This is a genomic window from Caulobacter sp. UC70_42, assembly GCF_044056025.1.
GTDB lineage: Bacteria > Pseudomonadota > Alphaproteobacteria > Caulobacterales > Caulobacteraceae > Caulobacter.
In genome coordinates, this window is record NZ_CP171994.1 from 3,390,252 (window position 1) to 3,416,317 (window position 26,066).

The window sequence follows — 26,066 nt, forward strand, 5'->3', positions numbered from 1 at the left end:
GTCGCGCGGCCTGGAAAAGAGTTCTCGCCGTGTCCGACAAGTCCGAGCTGCTGCTGAAACCCAAGCGCTTCTACAAGGCGGCCGCCGCGGCGCCGGTCGAGGGAGGCTTCGCCGTTCAGCTCGATGGCCGCACGCCCAGGTCGCCGGCCAGGAAGCCGCTGATCCTGCCCACCCAAGCCCTGGCCGATCTGATCGCCGCCGAGTGGGAGGCCCAGGTCGAGTATATCGACAACAGTCTGATGCCGGCCACGCGCCTGGCCTTCACGGCCATCGACCGCATCGCCGAGACCCGCGCCGAGGTGTCCGGGGAGATCACCGCCTACGCCGCGTCTGACCACCTCTGCTATCGCGCCGAGCACCCGACGCCGCTGGTCGAGCGCCAGGCGCGCGAGTGGGGCGCGGTCCTGGACTGGGCCAAGGCCGAGCATGGCCTGGTGTTCACGCCCGTCGGCGGGATCATCCATCAGCCGCAGCCGCCGGCCACCCTGGCGGCTGTCGAGGCCCTGGCCCTGACCCTGGATGATTTCAGCCTGGCGGGGGTGGCCTTCGCCGCCGGTCTCTACGGCTCGACCGTGCTGGCCCTGGCCGTTCGCGCCGGCCGGCTGACCGGCCGCAAGGCCCTGGATCTGTCGCGCCTCGAGGAGACGTTCCAGGCCGAGCAGTGGGGAGAGGACGCCGAAGCGACCGCCCGCGTGGCGTTCCTGGCGGTCGAGGCCGAAATGATCGACCGCTGGTTCGCCGCGCTCCGTTAGGGGGCGGGACCTTCCGCACTCCGCGGCGCCGCCAGGTCCGTCTTGCCTGCACCCCCTGGCCCCGCTAGGGCTGGCTTTCTAAGGTGGGCGAACCACCAGCATGAAGATCCGGGCAGGGGAGCTAGCGCGTTGCAGCACATTCTCGAGGAACTCGACCGTCGTCGCGAGCAGGCCAGGGCTGGCGGCGGGGAGGCGCGGGTGGCCGCTCAGCACGCCAAGGGCAAGTTGACGGCGCGCGAGCGGATCGACCTCTTGCTGGACGAGGGCTCGTTCGAGGAGTTCGACATGTTCGTCGAGCACCGCAGCGCCGACTTCGGCATGGCCGACCAGAAGATCCCCGGCGACGGGGTGGTCACCGGCTGGGGCACGATCAACGGCAAGGTCGTCTACGTCTTCTCCAAGGACTTCACGGTGTTCGGCGGCAGCCTGTCGGGCGCCCACGCGGCCAAGATCGTCAAGGTCCAGCGCCAGGCCATGAAGGTCGGCGCGCCGATCATCGGCCTGTTCGACGCCGGCGGGGCCCGCATTCAGGAGGGCGTCGACAGCCTGGCCGGCTATGCCGACATCTTCCTGGAGAACACCCTGGCCAGCGGCGTCATCCCGCAGATCAGCGTGATCATGGGCCCCTGCGCCGGCGGCGACGTCTATTCGCCCGCGATCACCGACTTCATCTTCATGGTCAAGGACACCAGCTACATGTTCGTGACCGGGCCCGACGTGGTCAAGACCGTCACCAACGAGGTGGTCACCGCCGAGGAACTGGGCGGGGCCCGGGTCCACGCCGCCAAGTCGGGCGTGGCCGAGGGCGCGTTCGAGAACGATCTTGAAGCCCTGACCCAGGTGCGCCGCCTGGTCGACTTCCTGCCCTCGTCCAACCGCGAACCCGCCCCCGAGCGCGAGAGCTTCGACGAGCCCTATCGCGAGGAGGCCAGCCTCGACACCCTGGTCCCGGCCGATCCGACCAAGCCCTACGACATCAAGGAGCTGATCCTGAAGATCGTCGACGAGGCCGACTTCTTCGAGATCTCCAGCGAATGGGCCAAGAACATCGTCGTCGGCTTCGCCCGCATGGACGGCGAGACCGTCGGCGTGGTGGCCAACCAGCCGCAGGTCCTGGCCGGGGTGCTGGACATCGACTCCAGCCGCAAGGCCGCGCGCTTCGTGCGGTTCTGCGACGCCTTCAACATCCCGATCATCACCCTGGTCGACGTGCCGGGCTTCATGCCGGGGACCAAGCAGGAGTACGGCGGCCTGATCAAGCATGGCGCCAAGCTGCTCTTCGCCTATGCCGAGGCCACGGTCCCGAAGATCACCGTCATCACCCGCAAGGCCTATGGCGGGGCCTATGACGTGATGAGCTCCAAGCACCTGCGCGGCGACCTCAACTACGCCTGGCCGACCGCCGAGATCGCGGTGATGGGCGCCAAGGGGGCGGTGGAGATCATCTTCCGCCAGGAGGCCAAGGACCCCGAGGCGCTCGCCGCCCGCGAGGCCGAGTACAAGGACCGCTTCGCCAACCCGTTCGTCGCCGCCAGCCGCGGCTACATCGACGACGTCATCATGCCACACGGCACCCGTCGCCGCATCGTGCGGGGGCTCAAGAGCCTCAAGGGCAAGGAACTGGCGAACCCCTGGAAGAAACACGACAACATCCCGCTGTAGGCGAACGCATCGACGGGGACGGGGATAAAAACCTTGTCCCCATGCGGGAGAAGGCGGCGCGCAGCGCCGGAGGACGGATTGCTGGGCCTGGATTAGCGTTACGGATCAAGCGGTTAAGTTTGTGCGCCCCCTGACCCTACCGCCTTCATCCGCAAGGGGAGAAGGGTGTTCGATGAGCATTCACGCCCTTGCGTCCCCGGCTCCGAAACCTGCCGTATTCTCTACCCACCTCGTCGCGAGGAAAGGGCGCATGGCCAGCGACCATTTGCGGCGGCGGGGGGCGGTCGAGCGGGCGCGCTCTTCGGCGCGGGGGAAACTCCGCAACTGCATCCCTCTGGCGGCGGTCGGCCCTGGAACACAGAAACGACGTGGGATGTCGGGCCGAAGAGGCGACAGGCGGCTGGAAACAGCCGCATCCGGGATCGGGCTACGCGGCCTGACCCGCCCGTCGGAGGCTTCAAGGGCGTTGGGGTGCGAACAGCATCACGGCGTCACGCTTCCGGATAACGATCGCGCGGAGCGTCGGGCTTCGTCGAAACGGTATTTATCCAGTTCTTCCGGACGCTGTCCGGCGCTCCGCATCCCTTTCCACGCCTTCAGCGAGCGATCGCGTGAAGCGGCGGAGGTGTGGGCTGTCCGCAAACCTTTCCCTTCTGGCCCGAGCCTTCTATATGCGGACGCTTCTTTGCTTCGTCGATTTGCCCGAAAGGCCGCGCCCGCATGGCTCGCATCCTGATCACCTCGGCCCTGCCGTACATCAACGGCATCAAGCACCTGGGGAATCTGGCGGGGTCGATGCTGCCGGCCGACGTCTATGCGCGCTTCCAGCGGGCCCGCGGCCACGAGACCCTCTACATCTGCGCCACCGACGAACACGGCACGCCGGCCGAGCTGGCGGCCACCGCGGCCGGCCAGGACGTGGCCACCTACTGCGCCGAGCAGCACGCGTGCTGCAGCACGATGTGGGCCGCGCCTTCGGCCTGTCGTGGGATCATTTCGGCCGCTCGTCCTCGCCGCAGAACCATCGCCTGACCCAGCACTTCTGCCAGGCGCTGGAAGACCACGGCCTGATCGAGGAACGCGTCGACCAGATGGTCTATTCGGTCGACGACAAGCGCTTCCTGCCCGACCGCTATGTGGAGGGGACGTGCCCGCACTGCGGGTTCGAGAAGGCGCGCGGCGACCAGTGCGACAACTGCGGCAACCTGCTGGACCCCACCGACCTGATCAATCCGTACTCGGTGATCTCCGGCTCGCGGAACATCGAGGTGCGCGACACCCGCCACCTCTACCTGCTGCAGACTAAGATGGCCGACAAGATCCGCGCCTGGGTCGACAGCCACGCCGACTGGCCGCCGCTGGCCCGCTCGATCGCCTACAAGCACCTGGACGAGGGGCTGATCGACCGCGGCATCACCCGCGACCTGGCCTGGGGCATCCCGGTGGCCAAGGACGGGATCCCGCGCCCGGGCTTCGAGGACAAGGTCTTCTACGTCTGGTTCGACGCCCCCATCGAGTACATCGCCGCCACGCAAGAGTGGGCCGAGGGCGCGCCCGACCGTGACTGGAAGCGCTGGTGGCGCACCGATGAGGGCGCCGAGGATGTCCGCTACGTCCAGTTCATGGGCAAGGACAATGTCGCGTTCCACACGGTCAGCTTCCCGGCGACCATTCTGGGCTCCGAAGAGCCGTGGAAGAGCGTCGACATGCTCAAGGCCTTCAATTGGCTGAACTGGTACGGCGGCAAGTTCTCGACCTCCAACAAGCGCGGCGTTTTCATGGACGCGGCCCTGGAGATCCTGCCGCCCGACCTGTGGCGCTGGTACCTGACGGCCAATTCGCCGGAGAGCAGCGACACGGCCTTCACCTGGGAGCAGTTCGCCAGCGCTGTGAACCGCGACCTGGCCGACGTGCTGGGCAACTTCGTCAACCGCATCCTGAAGTTCAACGAGAGCAAGTTCGAGGGCGTGGTGCCGGCGGGCGGCGAGCCGGGGCCGTTGGAAGAGAAGCTGTTCGCCGACGTCTCGGCGCGCCTGGCGGACCTTTCCGAACAGATGGACGCCATCGAGATCCGCAAGAGCGCCCAGGCGTTGCGGGCCTTGTGGGTGGTCGGCAACGAGTACCTGCAGGAGGCCGCGCCGTGGACCGCGATCAAGACCGATCGCGACCGCGCCGCCGTCATCGTTCGCACGGCCCTGAACCTGGTGGCCCTCTACGCCAAGCTCTCGGCCCCGTTCATCCCGTTCGCCGCCGAGACGATCGGCAACGCCTTCGGGCTGGACTACCCGGCCGCATGGCCCTCGAACGACGCCAAGGCCGAGCTCGACAAGCTGCCCGTCGGTCAGGCGGTGACCGTGCCGGCCGTGCTGTTCAAGAAGATCGAGGACGAGCAGATCGCCGAATGGACAGCCCGCTTCGGCGGCGCGGAATAGGGCGAGCTTCGTGGAATGACCGGAGGGGCGGACAAGACGGAGGCGCCAAGGCTCCCGACGCTCGTCCGCCTCTGCCTGTTCTACGCCGCGATCTTTCTGAGCTCCGGCGTCAGCCTGCCGTATATCGGCACCTATCTGCGCTCGCGCGGCATGAGCGGCGGCGAGATCGGGCTGATCCTGGCCGTGCCGCTGCTGCTCAAGCCCTTCACCGGCGCCTCGCTTGCCGTGTGGGCCGACGGCTTCACCCTGCGGCGCACGCCGATGGTGCTGCTGCTGGCCGGGGCGGGGCTGGGTTATGCGGGCCTGCTGGCCGCTCCGAACCTGTGGTGGTTCATCCTGGCCTGGTTCGTCGGTCAGACCCTCCTGTCGACCGTCTCGCCGCTGATCGACATCATCACCCTGCGCCGGGCGCGGACCGAGGGTTTCAACTACGGGATCCCGCGCGGCACGGGCTCCAGCGCCTTCATCGCGGCGAACCTGGCCATGGGGTCGATCCTGACCTTCGCCGCGCCGACCATCATCGCCATCTGGATCACCTCGGCCTGCTTCATCGCGGCCCTGGCCGCCACCCTGCTGGTTCCGCCCGAACGCGTGCACGCCGAAGGCGCCAAGCCCGACCGATCCGAACGCTGGAAAGGCCTCTCCGAGCTGCTGCGCAACCGCACCTTCGTGCTGGCGGTGGTTACGGCCGGCCTGATCCAGGGGGCGCACGCGTTCTATTACGGCTTCTCGGCCATCCTCTGGCGCAAGCAGGGGATCTCCGAGCCGATGATCGGCGTGCTGTGGGGCGTGGGGGTCGCGGCCGAGGTCGGCTTCATGTGGTTCCTGGAGCCGCTGCGTCGCCGCTGGGGCCCGGAACGGTTCCTGATCCTGGGCGCGTCCGCCGCCGTGCTGCGGTGGACGCTCTATGCCTTCGAGCCGCCGCTATGGGCTTTGTTCCCACTGCAGATGCTGCACGCCTTGACCTTCGCCGCCTCGTTCCTGGCCTCGCTGCGCCTGATCGAGAAACTGGCCCCGGCGTCGGCGGCGTCGCCAGCCCAGGCGATCAACTCGGCGCTGTCGTCCGGCTTCACCTTGGGGATCGCGACCTTGGCTTCGGGCCCGCTGTTCGACCACCTGGGGCCCTATGGCTATCTCGCCACCGCGTTCATGGCGCTGCTGGGTCTGGGCGGCGCGCTATGGCTATCGCGCCGCTCGAGACATCAGATCGTGTAGTCGATCTCCTGGCCTTCCAGCCAGGCCACGATCCGTTCCGCCGCTTCCACGGGATCGATCGCGGTGGTGTCGATCCGCAGTTCAGGCGCTTCCGGAGCCTCATACGGACTGTCGACGCCGGTGAAGTTCTTCAACTGACCCGAGCGGGCCTTCTTGTAGAGGCCCTTCACGTCCCGCGCCTCGGCCACGGCCAGGGGCGTGTCGACGAAGACCTCGATGAACTCGCCCGGCTCCAGGATGTCGCGCGCCAGCTGGCGCTCGGCCCGGAACGGCGAGATGAACGCGGTCAGCACGATCAGACCGGCGTCGACCATCAGCTTGGCGACCTCGGCCACCCGGCGGATGTTCTCGACGCGGTCCTCCTCGGTGAAGCCGAGGTCCTTGTTGAGGCCGTGGCGGACATTGTCGCCGTCCAGCAGATAGGTGTGACGACCCAGGGCGTGCAGACGCTTCTCGACGAGGTTGGCGATCGTCGACTTGCCGGCGCCCGACAGGCCCGTCAGCCAGACGACCTGGCCGCGCTGGCTCTTCAGCGCCGCTCGCGAGGCCTTGGTGACGTCGGTGTGCTGCCAATGGATGTTGTCGGCGCGCCGCAGGGCGAAGTTGATCATCCCCGCGCCGACGGTGCGGTTGGACAGCCGGTCGATCAGGATGAAGCCGCCCATCTGGCGGTTGTCGGCATAGGCCTCGAACGGGATGGCCTGGTCGAGCGAGAGGTTCACGAGGCCGATCTCGTTCAGCTCCAGGCGCTTGGCGGCCGTATGCTCCAGCGTGTTGACGTTCACGCGGTGCTTGATGTCGGTGACGCTGGCGCCGACCGTCCTCGCCCCCAGCTTCAGCAGATAGGTGCGGCCCGGGGGCAGGGGCTCATCGTCCATCCAGACGACGGTGGCCTCGAACTGGTTGGCGACCGGGGCGGGCGCGTCGGCGGCGGCGATGACGTCGCCGCGCGAGATGTCGATCTCGTCTTCCAGCGTCAGGGTCACCGACTGGCCGGCGACGGCCTTGTCGAGATCGCCAGGCAGGGTGACGATCCGCGCCACCCGGCTCTCGCGACCGGAGGGCAGGGCGCGGATGCGGTCGCCCGGCTTGATGCCGCCCGAGGCGATCAGGCCCGAGAAGCCCCGGAAGTCGAGGTTCGGGCGGTTGACCCACTGCACCGGCATGCGGAACGGCTTGGCCTGGAGATCGTCCTCGACCTCGACGCCTTCAAGCCAGTCCATCAGGATCGGCCCCTTGAACCAGGGCGTATGTTCGCTGGCGGAGGCGATGTTGTCGCCGCCCAGGCCCGAGATCGGGATGGGCGTGAAGACCGACAGGCCGATCTGCTCGGCGAAGGCGCGATAGTCGGCGACGATGCGGTCGAAGACGGCCGGGTTCCAGCCGACCAGGTCCATCTTGTTCACCGCCAGCACCACGTGGCGGATGCCGAGCAAGGACACGAGATAGCTGTGGCGGCGCGTCTGGGTCAGCACGCCCTTGCGTGCGTCGATCAGGATCACGGCCGCGTCGGCGGTCGAGGCGCCGGTGACCATGTTGCGGGTATATTGCTCGTGGCCGGGGGTGTCGGCGACGATGAACTTGCGCTTCTCGGTCGAGAAGAAGCGGTAGGCGACGTCGATGGTGATGCCTTGCTCGCGCTCGGCGGCCAGGCCGTCGACCAGCAGGGCGAAGTCGATCGCCCCGCCCTGGGTGCCGACCTTCTTGGAATCCGCTTCGAGAGCGGCAAGCTGGTCCTCGAAGATCATCTTGCTGTCGTACAGCAGGCGACCGATCAGGGTGGACTTGCCGTCGTCGACGCTGCCACAGGTGATGAAGCGCAGCAGCGACTTGTGCTGATGCTGGTGCAGATAGGCGTCGATGTCCTCGGCGATCAGGGCGGACTGGTGCGCCATCAGAAGTAGCCCTCCTGCTTCTTCTTCTCCATCGAGGCGGACTGGTCGTGGTCGATGACCCGGCCCTGGCGCTCGCTGGTCGTGGTCAGCAGCATCTCCTGGATGACCTGGGGCAGGGTGGCGGCGGTGCTCTCGACCGCGCCGGTCAGCGGGTAGCAGCCCAGGGTGCGGAAGCGGACGCTCTTCATCTGGGGGACTTCGCCGTCCCGCAGGCGGAAGCGGTCGTCGTCGACCATGATCAGGGCCCCGTCGCGCTCGACCACCGGCCGTTCGGCCGCGAAGTACAGCGGCACGATCGGGATGTTCTCTAGGTGGATGTACTGCCAGACGTCCAGCTCGGTCCAATTGGAGATCGGGAAGACGCGCAGGCTTTCACCCGGGTGTTTGCGGGTGTTGTAGAGGTTCCAAAGCTCGGGGCGCTGGTTCTTCGGGTCCCACCGGTGCTCGGCGGTGCGGAACGAGAAGACCCGTTCCTTGGCCCGGCTCTTCTCCTCGTCGCGACGAGCGCCGCCGAAAGCCGCGTCGAAGCCGTACTTGGAAAGCGCCTGCTTGAGGCCCTCGGTCTTCCAAAGATCCGTGTGCAGGGCGCTGCCATGGTCGAACGGATTGACGCCGCGCGCCTCGGCGTCGGGGTTCTTGTGGACGATCAGGTCAAAGCCCAGCTCGGACGCCACCTTGTCGCGCAGAGCATACATGTCCCGGAACTTCCAGGTCGTATCCACGTGCAGCAGCGGGAACGGCGGCTTGCTGGGATAGAAGGCCTTGGCGGCCAGGTGCAGCATCACCGCGCTGTCCTTGCCGATCGAGTACAGCATGACCGGCCGTTCGCACTCGGCCGCCACCTCGCGCAGGATGTGGATGCTCTCGGCCTCCAGGCGCTGGAGGTGGGTCAGGCGCGCCGGCGAGATTTCGGTCATTGCGGAGTCCGGCGGGTACGCGGCGGGTGCGAATTGGGTAAGGGCCAAGGCGAGGGTCCGCAAAGGAAAAACGTCTCAGCGCGTCTGTCGAGGAGCGCGCTGCGTCACCTTGCGACCTATGCCCGGGCGAGGCTGCGGACAACCGCCGGAATTCTGGGGGCGCTGTCAGCGGACATGGGGCCCAAGGCCGGTCGGCGCCGACCTTCATGACCAAAAGTTCACTCGCCTCCGTCCAAGAACGCTAGCATAACGCCGGTATCGGTCCAGGGACGGGCTATGGGCTTTCTGACGGAAATGCTGGCTGTTGCGGTCGTCTGGCTGTCTTCGTTCGCGCTCTGCCAGTTCGGGGTGAGCGTCGAGCACGCCGTTTGCCCGCACGCCAAGAGCGCCTCGGCCAAGACGGTCGCCCGCTCTCCGCGTGGCGCGCCGATCGCGGTGAATGCGTCTTCTGGAACGGTCGAGGCGACGGCGCGCGACGCTTGAACGACCGCGCAAGGCGTCGAGACCCGCGAACACAACGGAAGTCGCTTTTCGCCAAGGCTTTTCGCCGTTAGGTTCATGTGACACGCGAAGGAGGGGTCCGGCGCGCGAAGGTTGTCTCTTGCGCCCCTCGCCGACGCCTTGGGACCCTGGCTGTGTATGAAGCCTAAGAAGCGCCAACCGCTCGATTTCTCCGCTACGCCGACGGATGCCCCTCCCGAGGAAACCAAGACCACGCCTGAACTCCCTCCGGAGGTTCCTGGGACGACGTCCTTCGCCGAGCCGAAAGGCGACGTTCCGACCGCCGAACCCTTGAGCCTGCAGGACACCCTGAACGATGACCTGGCTGTTCCGCCGCCGATGACCGTGCGCTCGCGCCGACGTCGGGAACCCGATCCCGAGCCGGTCGAGAGCTTCTCCGAACCCGAGCTGAAACTGGCCACCTCGCTGACCGCGACCGCTCAGCCGCCGGCGCCAGCCGTGGAGCCCGAACGCGCCGCCCCGGCCAAGGCCGAGAGCCGCGAGCCTACCCTGGACCTGCGCGGACCCGAAACGACTGTCCCGCTACGGACCGAGGACGTTCCGCGCCGCATGTCCGGCGTTCTGTTCTGGACCCTGGCCACCGCCATCGCCTTCCTGTGGGCCCTGGCGCCGATCGCCTTCGCCCTGGGCTATGCCCGTGGCGTGCCGGCCTTCAAGGTGGAGGGTTTCGCCCTGACGGTGTTCGCGGGCCTGGCCCTCGGTCCGGCTCTGCTGACCTTGCTGGGCGCCTATCTGCTGCGCCAGGCCACTGGCATCGCCGACGAACTGCGCCGCACCCGGACCCTGACCGACCGCATCGTCACCCCGGCCGCCCTGGCCGCGGTCGGCGCGTCCAGCGCCGTCGAGGCCATGCGCCAGGGCGTCGATGACGCCGCCAACGCCGCCCAGCGGGCGCGCGAGCACATCGTCTCGCTGCGTCAGGCGCTGGCCGAGGAGACCGGGCGTCTGGCGGAGGCCGCCGCAGAGTCCGCCAAGATGGCCAGCCAGCTGGCCCAGGGCCTGAGCCATGAGCGCACCGCCATGGAGACCCTGTCGCAGTCGCTGGACGCTCGCTCCACGGCGGTGGTTGACGCGATCGGCAGCCAGGCCCGCATGGTGGCCGAGGCTTCCGACCTGGCTGAGACCCAGCTCCGCGAGGCCGAGGCGGCTCTCGCCGCCCGCGCCGCCGATCTGGCCGCCGCAGCGGCCGAAGCCTCGGACGCCGCCCGTGTCGGGGCCGAGGACCTGTCGCGCCAGATCGCCCGCCTGGAAACCGCCGGCCACGGCGTCGGCGATCAGGTCTCGTCCGTCGAAAAGAGCCTGGCCGCTCAGCGCGCCGCCCTGGTCGAGATCAGCCAGGCCCTGCGCTCTGAGCAGGAGGACTTCGCGGCCGAGGCCGAGACCCGCACCGCCCAGCTCACCGAGTTCGTCGCCTATACCCGCGTCGGCGCCACCGAGCTCTCGGACACCGCCGCGATGGGCGCGGAGATCCTGCGCGGCCTGATCAGCGCGGCCGCCGACCAGTTCCGCGAAATGGCCGAGGGCGCGACCACCCAGCGCGAGGCTCTGGCCGAGGACGCCAAGAAGACGCTCGAGACGATCGGCGACGTCGCCGAGAACCAGCGCACCTTGCTGGAAGACGAGTTGAAGGCGGCGATGGAAGCCATGGCCGAGTCGGCGCTGAAGGCGGCCGAGGGCGTCGAGGCCCGGGTCGAAGCCGCCCGCAGCCGTGTCGACCAGCTGAACGAGATCGCCTTCGCCGCAGGTCAGAAGGCCGACGCGGTGTTCGAGTTCCGCATGGAAGAGGCGCGCGACATCATCGAGCACTCGGCCCAGATGGTCGAGCAGGCCGGGGCCCGCACCTCGCAGAAGCTGGCCGACTCGGTTCAGGCCGCGCGCGGCACGCTGGACGAACTGGAGGCGATGCTGGCCGAGATCGGCAAGCGCACCGCCGACCTGCCGGCCGAGGCGCTGCAGAAGGCCGCCGAGGTCCGGGTGTCCATCGAGCAGGGCGTCGAGCAACTGATGAACGCCGTCCGGCGCACCGCCGAGGAAACGGCCGCGATCGACCAGGCCTTCCAGGAGCGCGTCCGCCGCAACTACGAGATGCTGAGCGAGGCGGCCGGGGCCGTCACCGCATCCAGCGCCTCGACCGTGGCCGCCCGCTCGACCTCGGCGCAGGCGCCGCTGAGCCGGTCGCGTCCGGCCGCTCCGCCGCCCCCGCCGGTGCAGCCCGAACCGCTGCCGATGGCCGTATTCGACGACGAGGACGAGGAGCCGCCGACCGACCGCCGCCGTCTGCGCCTGACGCCGACGGCGACCGACCAGGAGTTCCGCTCGGTGTTCGAGCAGGCCTCGGCCCGCAAGCAGACGCCGCCCCAGCCGGCGTCCGACCCGGACGGCGAGGGGGGCTGGAGCTGGCGCAACCTGCTGGCGGGCATCGAGAACAGCTCGCCGGGCGACGCCGGCCTGGGCGAGAAGCTGGCCGCCGAGATCACGGCCATGGGCATCGACCCGCACGCCCTTCTGCCGCGCGGCCGGATAGACGAGATCGCCGCCGCCCTGCAGACCCGCGACGACGTCGGGGCCCGCGAGGTGGTCAAGCGCCTGGCGCCGGCCGCCATCCGCCGCCTGGTGCGCCGCCTGTTCTCCGACGCGACGCTGAAGGCCAATACCGAGCGTTTCCTGAAGCGCTACTCCGGCATGATCGACGAGGCGGCGGGCCAGGACCGCGAGGGCTTCCTGTTGGCGGCCCTGCTGTCATCGGACGCGGGGCGAGCCTATCTCCTGCTCGACGCGGCGAGCGGCGATCTCGGCTAGGATCTCGTGAAGCGCGCGTTCGATTTCCTGGCGGCGGCGATCGGCCTGATCGTGCTGGCCCTGCCGCTCGCCCTGCTGTGGCTGCTGGTGCGCCTGACCTCGCCGGGGCCGGGGCTCTATTGGTCGCAGCGGGTGGGCAAGGGTTCGACGCTGTTTCCGATGCCCAAGTTCCGGACCATGCGGATCGACACCCCCGAGGTCGCCACGCACCTGCTGGAGGATCCCGACCGCTGGCTGACGCCGCTGGGGCCCGTGATGCGCAAGCTCAGCCTGGACGAGCTGCCGCAGCTGTGGAGCGTGCTTGTCGGCCACATGAGCCTGGTCGGACCCCGCCCGGCGCTGTTCAATCAGGACGACCTGATCGCCGCCCGCCGGGCCGCTGGCGTCGACATCCTGCGGCCCGGGGTCACCGGTTGGGCGCAGATCAACGGTCGCGACGAACTGGCCATTCCCGACAAGGTCGCGCTGGACGCCGAGTACCTGGCCCGGCGCTCATTCTTGTTCGACCTGGAGATCATGGTCAGCACCGTCGTGCCGGTGCTGACCGCCAAGGGCGTGACCCGCTAGGTCAGGCGAGGTCCGTATAGGCCTTCTCGATCGCCGCGATGAAGGTCGGGTTCGAGGCCAGAGCCGCCGGGAACACCGTGTCCAGGGTCATGAAGGCCGCCACGTCGGTCTTGGCGTCACCGGTGACGGCCACGCCGATCTCGGTCAGCTTGTCGGCCAGCGGGTCGGTGATCGCCTCGCCGGTCTTGGCGCGCAGGGCGATGAAGCGCATCCAGGCCGCCAGCGGGATCGCCAGGCGCTCGATCAAGCGGCCAGCCTCCAGGGTTTCCGTCAAGGTGCCGAGGATACGGAAGGGGAGCTTAGCCGAACCGTCCCAGGCGATCTGCGCCAGGTAGTGGCGGATCTCGGGATTGCGGAAGCGGGCCAGGATCGCCTCGGCGTAGTCGGCGAGATCCAGGCCGCGCGGCGCCTTCAGGGTCGGGATGATGTCCTTGGCCATCAGGTCGCGGGCCAGGGCTTCCAGCGTCGGATCGCTGACGGCCTCGAACACCGTCTCGTGTCCGCGCAGGATGCCGGCATAGGCCAGGGTCGAGTGGACGCCGTTCAGCAGGCGCAGCTTGGCGCGCTCGAAGCCGCGGACATCGTCGGTCAGGATAACCCCGACGCTGGCCAGATCCGGCGCCTCGGCCGGCAGCACGTCCTCCACGACCCACTGGGTGAAGGCTTCGCGCTGGATCGGCCAGGCGTCCTCCAGGCCGGTGGCCTCCTGGACGCGGACCCGCAGGGCGTCGTCGGTGGCCGGGGTGATGCTGTCGACCATGGTGCGCGGAAAGCTGCCCTCGGCCTCGATCCAGGCCGCCAGATCGGCGTCGATCTTGGCGGCGAAGGCGACGACCGCCGCCTTCAGGCGCCAGCCGTTGTCGGCGAGGTTGTCGCAGGCGACGACGGCGTAGGGCGCGAGGCCCGCGGAGAAGCGGCGGCGCAGGCCCTCGACGATGTAGCCGACGGCGCTCTTCGGTTCGCGCGGATTGGCCAGGTCGTGAACGATGTCCGGATGCTTCTCGTCCAGCCCGCCCTCGGCCGACAGGGTGTAGCCCTTCTCGGTGACGGTCAGGGTGACGAGGCGGGTGGTCGGCGCGGCGAGGCGGGCGAAGACCGATGGCGGATCCTCGGGCGCGACTAGAACCTCGACGATCGAACCGACGATGCGGAAGGTGGTTTCGGCGTCCAGCTGGGCCAGGGTGTAGAGGCCGTCCTGCGGTTGCAGGGCGTCGCGGACGCCGGGGCTCTTCAGCGAAACCGCGCAGATGCCCCAGCGCGGATCGCTGGCCAGCAACTGGTCGAAATAGAAGGCCTGGTGAGCGCGATGGAAGGCGCCGGGACCGAAGTGGACGACGCCGACCTGCACCTTATCGCGGTCATAGGCAGGCAGGGCCGTGCCCGGGATCGCGCCGGGATAGCTGGTCGCGCTCAGACGCAGGGCGGGGGTGGTCGCGGGAGAAGCCGTCACGGGAGCAAGCCTGGAGTTGGTGAGCAAAAGAAGCGGAGCGTTAAATGCGGTAGTCTGACAACTGTGGCAATTGGCTTGACCACTAAAGCGTGACGCCGGACTTCCAGATGGCGATCTCGCGCTCGCCGTTGAGCTCGGCCTTGGTGGCCTTGCCCGAGGCGGTGTCGACCACGAGGTCCATCAGCCGGTCGGCCGCGTCGTCCATCGAGACGCCCTCCAGCACCTGGCCGGCGTCGAAGTCGATCCAGCCAGGCTTGCGTTGGGCAAGGCCCGAGTTGGAGGCGATCTTCAGGGTTGGGGCGGGGAAGCCAAGCGGCGTGCCGCGGCCGGTGGTGAACAGGATGACCGTCGCGCCGGCGGCGGTCAGGGCCGTCGACGAGACCGCGTCGTTGCCGGGGGCCTCCAACAGAGTCAGGCCGTGCGGACCGACGCGCTCGCCGTAGCGCAGAACCTCGACCAACTGGGCCCGGCCGCCCTTCTGAACCGCGCCCAGGGACTTTTCCTCGAGCGTGGTGATGCCGCCGGCGATGTTGCCGGGGGAGGGATTTTCGTAGATCGGCTGCTTGTTGTCGATGAAGTAGCGCTTGAAGTCGTCGATCACGCCGACGGCCTGGTCGAAGATCTCGCGGCTGGCGGCGCGTTGCAGCAGCACGTTCTCGGCCCCGAACACCTCCGGGATCTCGGTCAGCACCGGCGTGCCGCCCGCGTCGGCGACCTTATCGGCGATGCGGCCGACCAGCGGGTTGGCGGTGACGCCCGAGAAGCCGTCCGAACCGCCGCACTTGAGGCCCACGACCAGCTCCGAGACCGGGATCGGCTCGCGCTTGTCCTGTTCGGCGATCTCGACCAGCGCTTCGACGGCGGACAGGCCGTCCTCCAGCTCGTCCTCGACCATTTGGGTCGTGAAGCTGCGCAGTCGCTCGCGGTCGATATCCGGCGCGCTCTCCAGCAGGGCCTTCAGCTGGTTGTTCTCGCAGCCCAGGCCCAGGATCAGCACGCCGCCGGCGTTGGGATGGGCGGCCAGGCCCGCGATCAGGCTGCGGGTGTGGGTCAGGTCGTCGCCCAGCTGCGAGCAGCCGAACGGGTGGGGGAAGGCGTAGATTCCGTCGACGCGGCCGGCGAAGCGGGCATTGGCCTTTTCGGCGATACGGCGGGCGGTGTTGGCCACGCAGCCGACGGTGCACAGCACCCAGATCTCGTTGCGCGTGCCGGCCCGGCCGTTCTTGCGGCGATAGCCGTCGAAGGTGCGCGCGGCGGGCTCGACATGCGGCTCCGGCGCGGTCGGGGCGAAGCTGTAGCCCTCGACGCCTTCCAGGCGAGTCTCGACATTGTGGATGTGGACATGGTCGCCGACGGCGATGTCGACGGTGGCCCGGCCGATCGGCCAGCCGTACTTCAGGACATCGGCGCCAGCGCTGGCATCGCGAATGGCGATCTTGTGGCCCTTGGGGATGTCGTTGCGGACGGTAATCGCTTGGCCCCGCAGGTTCAGCACCTCGCCGGCCGCGAGGTCGCGCAGGGCCGTGGCCACGTGGTCGCGCGGGTCGACGGGGTGAATCGATTCGCGAGGCGCCAAGGTCGTATCGGTCATGGGTTGGTCTTCGCCGCCGAGTTTCGTGTCGTCAATTTCAGTGCGTAGTGACATGGTAACCGGTGTCAGTCACCCTAAAAGCAGACGTTTCGTCCTAGGTTGGCGACGCCAGCGCGGCTAGAGTATGACAAAAGACACTGCTTAGCTGCTTGGAAACGCCGTGAACTCTTCAAAGACGCCTTCCTCGTCCCCGGAAGCCTCTATGGAGGGGGAGAGTGGCGTCGAAGGCGGCCGCAAGCGGGCCACGATCAACGACATTGCCAGGCTCGCCGGGGTGTCCAAGAAGACCGTTTCACGCGTCATCAACCAGTCTCCCTTCGTCCGCGACGAGACCCGCGAGCGCATCGAGGCGGTGATCGCCGAGTGGGGCTACGCGCCCGATCCCCAGGCCCGGGGCCTTGCGTTTCGCCGCTCGTTCCTGATCGGCATGATCTACGACAACCCCAACCCGCAGTACGTCGTGAACATGCAGCTTGGCCTGCTGGACGGCATGCGCGGCTCGGGCTTCGAGCTGGTCGTCCATCCCTGCGACCGCGCCAGCCCGACCTTTCTGACCGACATCCGGGCCTTCGTGGAGCGCCAGAAACTTTTCGGCGTCGTGCTGCCGCCGTCCGTGTCCGAGGACGAGCGCGTCGCCAAGCTGCTGAACGAGATCGGCTGCGCCTACATCCGCATCGCCTCGGTCGAGCTGGACAAGCCCGAGCACATGATCGTCGGTCACGACCGCATGGGCGCCGCGGAGGCCGCCCGGCACATCGTGGGCCTGGGCCACAGGGCCATCGCCTTTATTTCGGGGCCCGACACCTTCCGTTCCTCGCACGAGCGGCGAGGGGGCTTCGAGGACGGTCTCGCCGAGGCGGGCCTGAAACTGGGCGAAGGCGATATCGTCCAGGGCGCCTATACCTTCGAGTCCGGCGTGGCGTGTGGCGACATCCTCTTGGCCCGCACCCCGCGTCCGACCGCCATCTTCTGCGGCAATGACGAAATGGCCGCTGGCGTCCTGCAGTCGGCGCGCAAGGCCGGTCTTTCCGTGCCCGCCGACCTGAGCGTGGTAGGCTTCGACGACTTCCAGATCGCCCAGGCGGTCTGGCCGCCTCTGACCACGATCCGTACGCCGACTCGCGAGATCGGCCGCATGGCCGCCGAGAAGCTGATCGGCGTCGAGCGACGCGAGCCGCGGGATATGACCAAGACCGAACCGACCCTGGTGGTGCGCGAGTTCCTCCGGCCCGGTCCCGGCCTGAGGATTCGCAACCGCCGTTGGGTTGCATCCAATCATGACACCGGTTACCAAGCGGGCCTAAGCGGCCATCCGCGAAGCCGCCGGCCAAGAAGCGCTTAGTGAAGCAGGGAGCACACGCCAAGCCATGCCCAGGCCTCTGAATTTCCACGAAGATCGGCTCTTCCCGTCGGACGCGACGACGCGGTCCTACGCGCGCGGCCTGTACGCGCTGGTCAAGGATCTGCCGATCATCAGTCCGCACGGTCACACCGATCCGTCGTGGTTCGCCACCAACGCGCCCTTCCAGGACGCCACCGACCTGTTGCTGGCGCCGGACCACTATCTCTATCGGATGCTCTACAGCCAGGGCGTCAGCCTGGATGACCTGAAGGTGCGTTCCAAGGCCGGCGTACCGGACACCGACCCACGCGCGGCGTGGAAGCTGTTTGCGTCGAACTTCCACCTGTTCCGCGGCACGCCGTCGTGGATCTGGCTGAACCACGTGTTCTCCAAGGTGTTCGGCTTCACCGAGTTCCTCGAGACCTCGAACGCCGACGACTATTTCGATCGCATCAACGAAGCCCTGGCGACGGACGCCTTCCGTCCGCGCGCTCTGTTTGACCGTTTCAACATCGAGACCCTGGCCACCACCGAAGGTCCGCACGAGAGCCTGAAGCATCACGCGGCCATTCGTGAGAGCGGGTGGGGCGGTCACGTCATCACCGCCTACCGTCCCGACGCGGTCATCGACTTCGAGGACGAGCGCAGCCCGCGCGCTTTCGAGCGCTTCGCCGAGACCTCGGGTCAGGACGTCTACAGCTGGAAGAGCTATCTGGAAGCGCATCGCCTGCGCCGCCAGGCCTTCATCGAAGCCGGAGCCACCTCGTCCGACCACGGCCACCCGACGGCCGCCACCGCCGACCTGTCGGACGCCGAGGCCGAGGCCCTGTTCCAAAGCCTGGTGAAGGGCGACGTCACGCCCGAGAAGGCCGAGCTGTTCCGCGCCCAGATGCTGACCGAAATGGCCAAGATGAGCCTGGACGACGGTCTGGTCATGCAGATCCATCCTGGCTCGCATCGCAATCACAACGCCAGCCTCTTGGCCTCCCACGGTCGCGACAAGGGCGCCGACATCCCGATGCGCACCGAGTATGTCTCGGCGCTGAAGCCGCTGCTTGGCCGTCTGGGCAATGATCCGCGCCTGTCGATCATCCTGTTCACGCTGGACGAGACGACCTACAGCCGCGAACTGGCCCCGCTCGCCGGTCACTATCCGGTGCTGAAGCTGGGTCCGTCCTGGTGGTTCCACGACAGCCCGGAAGGCATGATGCGTTTCCGCGAGCAGGTCACCGAGACCGCCGGCTTCTACAACACTGTCGGCTTCAACGACGACACCCGCGCCTTCCTGTCGATCCCTGCGCGCCACGACGTGGCCCGCCGCGTCGACAGCGCCTTCCTGGCCCGCATGGTCGCCGAGCACCGCATGGACCTCTGCGAGGCCGAGGCGCTGATCGTCGACCTGACCTACAACCTGCCCAAGAAGGCCTACAAACTCGATCAGCGCCCCGACTGGGCCCGTCCCGCGACGCTGCGCGCCGCCGCCGAATAAGAACACCCTTCCGGAGACTTCCCGATGTTCGCCAAGACCTACCACGCCACCCATCCGGACATGATGTTCGCGGTCAGCAACGACGACCTGCGCGACCGCTACCTGATGCAGGACCTGTTCCAGGACGGCCAGATCGTCCTGACCTACAACCACGCCGAACGCTTCGTCGTCGGCGGCGTCGTGGCCACCTCGGCCATCAAGCTGCCCGACCAGACCGAGCCTGCCTCGGCCGCTGGCCATCCGTTCCTGGAGCGCCGCGAGCTGAGCGTGATCAATGTCGGCGAGACCACCGGCAAGATCACCGTCGACGGCGTCGTCTACGAGATCGTTCCGCGTGACGGCCTGTATGTCACCATGGGCGCCAAGGACGTGACCTTCGAAGGCGTGAACGGCGAGGCCGCGCGCTTCTACCTGGTCAGCCTGCCGGCCCACGCCGCGTTCGAGACCAAGAAGCTGGCCTTCGCCGACGCCGTCGCCCTGGAGCGCGGCGCGCTGGAGACCAGCAACGAGCGCACGATCTACCAGTACATCGTCCCGACCACCTGCAAGTCGGCCCAGCTGCTGCTGGGCATGACCGTGCTGAAGCCGGGCAGCGTCTGGAACACCATGCCGCCCCACCTGCACGACCGCCGTTCGGAAGCCTATTTCTACTTCGGCCTGGGCGAGAACGACCGGGTCTTCCACTACATGGGCGAGCCTGACGAGATGCGTCACATCGTGATCGCCAACGAAGAGGCTGTGATGAGCCCGCCGTGGTCGATCCACATGGGTTCGGGCACCGCCAACTACACCTTCATCTGGGCGATGGGCGGCGAGAACCTCGACTACACCGACATGAACGTGCTGGACATCTGCCAGCTGAAGTAGGACCGCGAGGTCACCCGCTCTTAGCTTGTCATCCCGGGCGGAGCGAAGCGTAGACCCGGGACCCAGGGGCCACTGGCAGTGCGCCGGCCCCTGGGTCCCGGACAGCCTCTTGGAGGCTTCCGGGATGACAAGATTTTTGAACAGGAACTCGACATGGCCAATCCGTTCAGCCTCGAAGGCAAGGTCGCGCTCGTCACCGGCGCCAACACCGGGATCGGGCAGGGGATCGCCATCGCCCTGGCCGCCGCTGGCGCGGACATCGCCGCCGCGGGCCGCAGCGCGCCGACCGACACCCAGAAGGCCGTCGAGGCCCTGGGGCGCAAGTTCCTGTCGATCAAGGCCGACTTCGGCTCCACCGAGCCCGTCCAGCGCGTGGTCGACGAGACCGTGGCAGCGTTCGGCAAGATCGACATCCTGGTCAACAACGCCGGCATCATCCGTCGCGCCGACTCGATCGAGTTCTCGGAAGCCGACTGGGATGCGGTGATGGACACCAATCTGAAGGTGGTCTTCTTCCTGACCCAGGCCTTCGCCAAGCAGGCCCTGAAGCAGGGGCCTGTGAACGGTGTGACCGCGAAGGTGATCAATATCGCCTCCCTGCTCTCGTTCCAGGGCGGCATCCGCGTGCCGTCCTATACCGCAGCCAAGTCGGGCCTGGCCGGCCTGACCAAGATCCTGGCCAACGAGTGGGCGACCAAGGGGATCAACGTCAACGCCATCGCCCCGGGCTATTTCGACACCAACAACACCGAGGCTTTGCGCGCCGACCAGGACCGCAACGCCGCGATCCTGGCCCGCATCCCGGCAGGGCGCTGGGGCCGTCCGGAAGACATCGGCGGCGCCGCGGTGTTCCTGGCCTCGTCGGCGGCGGACTACGTCCAGGGCATTACCTTGCCCGTGGATGGTGGCTGGCTGGCGCGCTGACGAAACAAATCCACGCAAAAATATCATGGTAGCGCAACCATTGTGCCGGGCGGGTTTTCCCGCCCGGTGAAGCGCGCTAGAGGGCGCCGTAACGTCAGCGCCCGGGATCGATCCCGCGTCGCTGACGCTTTCTCGTGATCCATTCCCGTCCCGAACGGCTCCGGCCGATCCTGGAGTTCGCGCATGCGCAATCCGGCCCTGTCGATCGACGCCGACCGCCCCACCAGCCGTCACGTTCGCCAGAACGCCAATCTGCTGAGCGACCTCCTGATCGAGGCGATCACCTATCTCGAGGGCGAGGAGGCCGCGGCCCTGGTGGCCAAGGCCCGCAAAGCCGCCTCCCGCGAGGACGAGGCCACCGGCGATGCGCCGGTCCTCGATCACCTGTTCGCCGACCTCACCAACGACCAGGCCGTGTTCCTGGCTCGCGCCTTCGCCAGTCACTCGCTGCTGGCCAATATCGGCGAGGACGTCGCCGGACGCCGCCGCCACGCCGAGGCCGAGGCTCAGCCGGGCGACGAGCGGCCGCGGACCCTGATCGACGCCGTGAAGATCCTGAAGGGGCGCGGCAAGACCGACGCCGAGCTGGCCAGGGTCTTCGCCGCCATGAACGTGGTGCCGGTGCTGACCGCCCACCCCACGGAGGTTCGTCGCCGCAGCATGGTCGATCGCGAGACCGAGATCTCGCGCCTGATGGCCCTGCGCCGCCACCACCTGCCGGCGGACCTCGACGCCGAGATCCGCGAGAGCCTGTTCCGCGAGATCGCCCTGATGTGGCGGACCCGCCTCTACCGTCCCGAGCGGATCACCGTGAAGGACGAGATCCGCAACGCCCTGTCGATCGTCCGCACCTCGATCCTGCCGGCGATGATCGAGCTCTATGGCGACTGGACGCACAAGATCGGCTCGCATGGCCATATGGCGCCGCTGCTGAAGATGGGGTCGTGGCTGGGCGGCGACCGCGACGGTCACCCCGGCGTCAATGGCGAAACCCTGAAGCTGGCCTTCGCCTCTCAGTCCCGCGTGATCCTCGACTGGTACGCCGGCGAGGTGCGCAAGCTGTGGTCCAACCTCGCCGTCTCCACCGCCTACACGCCGGTGTCGAACGAGCTGCTGGCCCTGGCCGCCCAGACCCGCGATCCGTCGATCCACCGGCTGGACGAGCCCTATCGCCTGGCTCTGGAGCTGATCTTCGATCGCCTGACGGCCGTGTCGCAGAAGCTGACCGGCGCGCCGGTCGCCTACGCCACCGGCGCGACCGACGTCGAGCCCTACGGCCATCCGGACGCCTTCGTCGCGGATCTGACCGTCATTATCGACAGCCTGGAGCGCAATGGCGGCGAGCGCCTGGTTGGCTCGGCCCTGCGGACCCTGGTCGAGGTGGCCAGGGCCTGCGGCTTCCACCTGATGAGCTTGGACCTGCGCCAGAACGCCGACGTTCACGAGCGGACGGTCGACGAGTTGTTCAAGCGGGCCGGCACGGGCGTGGCCTACCTCAAGCTCGACGAGGAGGCCCGCTGCAAGGTCCTGATCGAGGAGCTGTCGCACCAGCGGCCGCTGGTCTCGCCGTTCACCGCCTATGGCGAGGAGACGACCAAGGAGCTGGCCACCATGCGGGCCGCCGCCCAGGCGGTGCGCGACTACGGCCATGGCTGCCTCGGGGCGTACATCATTTCGAAGTCGGCGACCCTGTCCGACATCCTCGAGCCGCTCGTTCTGCTCAAGCAGGTCGGCCTGGTCTGGGGCGGCGCCGCGCCGCGCGCCTCGGTCAAGGTCGCGCCGCTGTTCGAGACCATCGGCGACCTGGAGAACGGCCCGGCCGTGCTGCGCCAGTGGCTGGAGCTGCCGTTGAGCCGCACCATCCTGGGCGACCGGCCGGTGCAGGAGATCATGCTCGGCTACTCCGACAGCAACAAGGACGGCGGGTACGTGGCCAGCCGGCGCGGCGTGGCGCGCGGCGCCTCGGCCCTGGCGTTCGAGGCCGACCGGATGGGCGTGGGCCTGCAGCTGTTCCATGGCCGGGGCGGCAGCGTCGGACGGGGCGGCGGACCGGCCGCCGAGGCCGTGCTGGCCCAGCCAGCCGGCACCGTGCAGGGCCGCATCCGGATGACCGAGCAGGGCGAGATGATCGCCCGCCGCTTCGGCGACCAGCCCACCGCCCGCCGCAACCTCGATGGCCTGGCCGCCGCCGTGCTGATGTCCAGCGAGCGCCCCGTCCACAAGCCCGACCCCAAGGTCGAGGCGGCCATGACCGCCCTGGCCGAGGCCTCGTTCCATGGCTTCCGCGCCTTGGTGTATGACGATCCGGCGTTCGAGGACTTCTTCTGGTCGGTCACCCCGATCAGCGAGATCGTGGGCCTCAACATCGGCAGCCGCCCGGCGAGCCGCACCGCCAGCCGCAAGATCGAGGACCTGCGGGCCATCCCGTGGGTGTTCTCCTGGTCACAGGCCCGCTTCATGCTGCCCGGCTGGTACGGCTTCGCCTCGGGCGTCGAGCGGGCCAAGCTGTCGGTCGAGCAACTGCGCGACCTTGCCGGAAGTTTCGACTTCTTCGCCTCGCTCCTGTCGAACATGGAGCTGGCCCTGGCCCAGAGTCATATGGGCATCGCCGCTCGGTACATGGCCCTGTCGCCGGACAAGGAAAACGCCGCGCGGATCTTCGCGACCATCCAGCGCGAGCACGACGCGGCCACGCGCATCGCCCTGGAGATCCGCGGCGGTTCGGCCCTGCTCGACAACCAGCCGGACCTGGCCGAGTCGGTGACCCTGGCCAGCCGCTCGGTGGATCCGTTGAACCACCTGCAGCTGGAACTACTGTCGCGCCGCCGGGCGGGGGAGGCGGACGAGGAGCTGCGCCTGGCCATCCAGCTGACCGTGGCCGGCATCGCGGCGGGCCTGCGCAATACGGGCTGAACCTGGTCGGACCAAGGGCTTGCGAGACTGATGTTCCGCCAGTGCGTGAAGCCGTGTTTTTTCAATCGCTTAACCTTGTCTGTTCGCGGCCTTTACAGCGCTTGCGCTCCTTCGCGGTTTCTGGTTATCTCCTCCATGACACCGGTGGCTAAGTGGCTTGGCCACTTTCCCGGATTTCCGTGACACCGGTGTCATTACGTTTCGGTTCGGCGTCGTGGTCGGTCCGTCTCGTTTGCGGCTCTTTGAGCTCGCTCCTGCGCAAACTTCCGGGGCGTCGGGTCATACCGGCGCCCTCACTTTTGCGCACCGGAGGCGGGCGAGGGGCGCCGACGGAAAAGGTTCGGGGAAGGAAGCGACGACCAGAGAGCTTCGCGCGGGCGGACGGGGAGTCCGAAACACGCGTCCAGCGGTCCGAGAGTCTGACGTTACGGCAAGCCCGGTGTGGCGCTCGTCGGCAACGCGGTCTAAGGGATCGCCCTGAGCCAATTCCGGCGAAATCTTGCACGCGCGGCGGTCCGCAAGGTCCTCCGCGCAAGATCGATCCTTCGGGAAGGAGTCTAAGATGGTAAAAGACCGTATGGCGGTGCTGACCGCCCTGATGGACCAGGGCGTCATCCCGGTTTTCTATCACCCCGACGTCGAGGTCTGTAAGGCCGTGATCCAGGCCTGCGCCGACGGCGGCGCGCCCTGCATCGAGTTCACCAACCGCGGCGACTTCGCCAGCCACGTCTTCTACGAAGTGACCCGTTACTTCCACGAGGCCGACCCCCGCGTGATCATGGGCGTGGGCTCGATCGTCGACGCGCCGACCGCCGGCATCTACATCGCCAACGGCGCCAAGTTCGTCGTCGGCCCGATCCTCAACGCCGACGTCGCCAAGGTCTGCAACCGTCGCAAGATCCCCTATTCGCCGGGCTGCGGTTCGGCCTCGGAAATCTCGTACGCCGAAGAACTGGGCTGCGAGATCGTCAAGGTGTTCCCCGGCTCGTCGGTCGGCGGCCCGGACTTCGTCAAGGCGGTGCTGGGCCCGATGCCCTGGACCCGCATCATGCCGACGGGCGGCGTCGATCCGGACGAGGCTTCGGTGAAGAAGTGGTTCGGCGCGGGCATCGTCGCCGCCGGCATGGGCTCCAAGCTGATCACCCAAGAGCTGCTGGACGCCAAGGACTACGCGGGCATCACCAAGAAGGTCCGCGAGACTGTTGACCTGATCAAGAAGGTTCGTGGGAAGGCCTAAGACCAAATGACCGACAACATCCTCGACATCCGCCCGGCTTCGGAAACCAAGTGGGACTGCGCGTCCTTCGGTGAAGTGATGCTGCGCTTCGACCCGGGCTTCGGCCGGGTCCGCAACGCCCGCCAGTTCCAGGTCTGGGAAGGCGGCGGCGAATACAATGTCGCCCGCGCTTTCCGCAAGTGCTGGGGCAAGCGCTCGACGGCCGTGACGGCCCTGCCGGTCAACGACCTGGGCTGGCTGGTCGAGGACCTGATGATGCAGGGCGGCGTCGACACCTCGCACGTCATCTGGCGCGAGTTCGACGGCCTGGGCCGCAACACCCGCGTCGGCCTGAACTTCACCGAAAAGGGCTTCGGCGTCCGTCCGGCCCTGGGCTGCAGCGACCGGGGTCACTCGGCCGCCTCGCAGATCCGCCCCGGTGAAGTGAACTGGGAAAAGCTGTTCGGCGAGGAAGGCGTGCGCTGGTTCCATACCGGCGGCATCTTCGCGGCCCTGGCCTCGAACACGGCCGAAGCCGTGATCGAAGCCGTGGAAGTCGCCCGCAAGTACGGCACCGTCATCTCCTACGACCTGAACTACCGCGCCTCGCTGTGGAAGTCGCAGGGCGGCAAGGAAGGCGCTCAGAAGGTCAACCGTCACATCGCCCAGTATGTCGACGTGATGATCGGCAACGAAGAAGACTTCACCGCCTGCCTGGGCTTTGAAGTCGAAGGCCTGGACGAGCACATCAGCTCCATCGACCCGGCCAACTTCAAGAAGATGATCCAGACGGCCGTGAAGGAGTTCCCGAACTTCAAGGTCGCCGCCACCACCCTGCGTAACGCCAAGACCGCCTCGGTCAACGACTGGTCGGCGATCCTGTACGCCGGCGGCGAGTTCTACGCCTCGATGATGCGCGAGAACCTCGAGATCTATGACCGCGTCGGCGGCGGCGACGGCTTCGCCTCGGGCCTGGCGTTCGGCTTCATGGAAGGCAAGGGTCCCCAGGCCGCCGTCGAGTACGGTGCGGCCCACGGCGCCCTGGCCATGACCACCCCGGGCGACACCTCCATGGTGCGCCAGGCCGAAGTCGAGGCCGTGATGAAGGGCAAGGGCGCGCGGGTCATCCGCTAGGCCCTCAGTCCTCGGACAATGATGAGCCCCCGGTCGAAAGGCCGGGGGCTTTTTCTTTGGCGACCATCCGCGCGTATTCGGCCGAGGCGCGGAACTTCCGCATCTTCTTCCAGACGTTCCGCCGCAGCTGCGCCTTGCGGGCCGGCGGCCAGGCGATGTCAGGCGGAATGGGGCTGTGACGGCGCGGCATGAGTTCTTCTCCAGGCAGGTCGATGCGCTCCGGCGCGGCGCGCCGGAGGGAGTGGGGAGGGGAGCGGGGCGCCCGGACCTCGCCCGGAGCAGATGGAGAAAATACCGTTTCGACGAAGCGCAGCGCCCCGCGCGATCGTTATCCGGAAGCGTGGCGCGCCGACGCTGTTCGCGCCTGATCGCCCTTGAA

General features: G+C 67.9%; 17 protein-coding genes and 4 pseudogenes. 14 read left to right on the forward strand and 7 right to left on the reverse strand.

The window, feature by feature from the left end; translation table 11 throughout:
- The first annotated feature begins 29 nt into the window (after positions 1–29).
- Together ACHMW8_RS16960 and ACHMW8_RS16965 are read left to right on the forward strand one after the other, a co-directional pair.
- Complete coding sequence (locus ACHMW8_RS16960) at positions 30–752, forward strand: ATP12 family chaperone protein (protein ID WP_395443170.1); 723 nt, start codon at positions 30–32, stop codon at positions 750–752.
- A gap of 129 nt (positions 753–881) precedes the next feature.
- Entirely contained in the window at positions 882–2,414 is a 1,533-nt protein-coding gene (locus ACHMW8_RS16965; protein WP_395443171.1) for an acyl-CoA carboxylase subunit beta, read from the forward strand.
- A 221-nt stretch (positions 2,415–2,635) separates the two neighbouring features.
- Here the strand turns inward: ACHMW8_RS16965 and ACHMW8_RS16970 are convergent.
- Together ACHMW8_RS16970 and ACHMW8_RS16975 are read right to left on the reverse strand one after the other, a co-directional pair.
- A pseudogene (locus ACHMW8_RS16970) lies at positions 2,636–2,713 on the reverse strand (hypothetical protein); the annotation flags it as partial.
- 195 nt (positions 2,714–2,908) lie between these two features.
- Positions 2,909–3,006 (reverse strand): annotated as a pseudogene (locus ACHMW8_RS16975) (hypothetical protein); the annotation flags it as partial.
- Positions 3,007–3,134: 128 nt separating this feature from the next.
- On the opposite strand from ACHMW8_RS16975, the pseudogene metG reads away from it, so the two are divergent.
- Positions 3,135–4,846, forward strand: a pseudogene (gene metG, locus ACHMW8_RS16980) (methionine--tRNA ligase).
- Positions 4,847–4,861: 15 nt separating this feature from the next.
- A complete protein-coding gene (locus tag ACHMW8_RS16985; RefSeq protein ID WP_395443172.1) occupies positions 4,862–6,061 on the forward strand; it encodes an MFS transporter in 1,200 nt (399 codons plus the stop codon).
- Here ACHMW8_RS16985 and cysN read toward each other — a convergent pair.
- Both cysN and cysD read right to left on the reverse strand, forming a co-directional pair.
- Positions 6,049–7,956, reverse strand: coding sequence for a sulfate adenylyltransferase subunit CysN (gene cysN / locus ACHMW8_RS16990; RefSeq protein ID WP_395443173.1), 1,908 nt, complete (start codon positions 7,954–7,956; stop codon positions 6,049–6,051). The two genes, ACHMW8_RS16985 and cysN, sit on opposite strands and share 13 nt — an antisense overlap.
- Positions 7,956–8,921 carry a sulfate adenylyltransferase subunit CysD gene (gene cysD, locus ACHMW8_RS16995; RefSeq protein ID WP_395443174.1) on the reverse strand — a complete coding sequence of 322 codons (966 nt, stop codon included), beginning with the start codon at positions 8,919–8,921 and terminating at the stop codon, positions 7,956–7,958. The genes cysN and cysD overlap by 1 nt, the downstream gene beginning before the upstream one ends.
- Positions 8,922–9,149: 228 nt before the next feature.
- Here cysD and ACHMW8_RS17000 point away from each other — a divergent pair, with 228 nt between their 5' ends.
- The 3 genes from ACHMW8_RS17000 to ACHMW8_RS17010 all read left to right on the forward strand — a co-directional run bounded on the left by ACHMW8_RS17000 (position 9,150) and on the right by ACHMW8_RS17010 (position 12,761).
- Positions 9,150–9,356 (forward strand): hypothetical protein, encoded by a 207-nt coding sequence (locus ACHMW8_RS17000; protein WP_125157934.1) that lies wholly within the window; start codon positions 9,150–9,152, stop codon positions 9,354–9,356.
- A 156-nt stretch (positions 9,357–9,512) separates the two neighbouring features.
- Positions 9,513–12,194, forward strand: coding sequence for a polar localization protein TipN (locus tag ACHMW8_RS17005; RefSeq protein ID WP_395443175.1), 2,682 nt, complete (start codon positions 9,513–9,515; stop codon positions 12,192–12,194).
- A gap of 6 nt (positions 12,195–12,200) precedes the next feature.
- Entirely contained in the window at positions 12,201–12,761 is a 561-nt protein-coding gene (locus ACHMW8_RS17010) for a sugar transferase (RefSeq protein WP_395443176.1), read from the forward strand.
- 1 nt (position 12,762) lies between these two features.
- Here ACHMW8_RS17010 and ACHMW8_RS17015 read toward each other — a convergent pair whose 3' ends face one another.
- Both ACHMW8_RS17015 and ACHMW8_RS17020 read right to left on the reverse strand, forming a co-directional pair.
- Entirely contained in the window at positions 12,763–14,211 is a 1,449-nt protein-coding gene (locus ACHMW8_RS17015) for a mannitol dehydrogenase family protein (protein ID WP_395443177.1), read from the reverse strand.
- 82 nt (positions 14,212–14,293) lie between these two features.
- Complete coding sequence (locus ACHMW8_RS17020) at positions 14,294–15,802, reverse strand: UxaA family hydrolase (protein WP_125157938.1); 1,509 nt, start codon at positions 15,800–15,802, stop codon at positions 14,294–14,296.
- Between the two features lie 160 nt (positions 15,803–15,962).
- Here ACHMW8_RS17020 and ACHMW8_RS17025 point away from each other — a divergent pair.
- The 7 genes and pseudogenes from ACHMW8_RS17025 to ACHMW8_RS17055 all read left to right on the forward strand — a co-directional run bounded on the left by ACHMW8_RS17025 (position 15,963) and on the right by ACHMW8_RS17055 (position 25,687).
- A pseudogene (locus ACHMW8_RS17025) lies at positions 15,963–17,046 on the forward strand (LacI family DNA-binding transcriptional regulator).
- A gap of 123 nt (positions 17,047–17,169) precedes the next feature.
- Positions 17,170–18,633, forward strand: coding sequence for a glucuronate isomerase (uxaC, locus tag ACHMW8_RS17030; RefSeq protein WP_125157940.1), 1,464 nt, complete (start codon positions 17,170–17,172; stop codon positions 18,631–18,633).
- 24 nt (positions 18,634–18,657) lie between these two features.
- Positions 18,658–19,500, forward strand: a complete 843-nt coding sequence (gene kduI, locus ACHMW8_RS17035) for a 5-dehydro-4-deoxy-D-glucuronate isomerase (protein WP_395443178.1) — start codon at positions 18,658–18,660, stop codon at positions 19,498–19,500.
- Positions 19,501–19,653: 153 nt separating this feature from the next.
- Positions 19,654–20,424, forward strand: coding sequence for a 2-dehydro-3-deoxy-D-gluconate 5-dehydrogenase KduD (gene kduD / locus ACHMW8_RS17040; protein ID WP_125157942.1), 771 nt, complete (start codon positions 19,654–19,656; stop codon positions 20,422–20,424).
- A gap of 183 nt (positions 20,425–20,607) precedes the next feature.
- Positions 20,608–23,337 (forward strand): phosphoenolpyruvate carboxylase, encoded by a 2,730-nt coding sequence (ppc, locus tag ACHMW8_RS17045; protein ID WP_395443179.1) that lies wholly within the window; start codon positions 20,608–20,610, stop codon positions 23,335–23,337.
- Positions 23,338–23,899: 562 nt separating this feature from the next.
- Positions 23,900–24,574, forward strand: coding sequence for a bifunctional 4-hydroxy-2-oxoglutarate aldolase/2-dehydro-3-deoxy-phosphogluconate aldolase (locus ACHMW8_RS17050; protein ID WP_099582329.1), 675 nt, complete (start codon positions 23,900–23,902; stop codon positions 24,572–24,574).
- A gap of 6 nt (positions 24,575–24,580) precedes the next feature.
- A complete protein-coding gene (locus tag ACHMW8_RS17055) occupies positions 24,581–25,687 on the forward strand; it encodes a PfkB family carbohydrate kinase (protein WP_395443180.1) in 1,107 nt (368 codons plus the stop codon).
- Between the two features lie 4 nt (positions 25,688–25,691).
- Here the strand turns inward: ACHMW8_RS17055 and ACHMW8_RS17060 are convergent, their stop codons facing one another.
- Positions 25,692–25,877, reverse strand: coding sequence for a hypothetical protein (locus ACHMW8_RS17060; protein ID WP_125157946.1), 186 nt, complete (start codon positions 25,875–25,877; stop codon positions 25,692–25,694).
- Between the last annotated feature and the right edge of the window lie 189 nt (positions 25,878–26,066).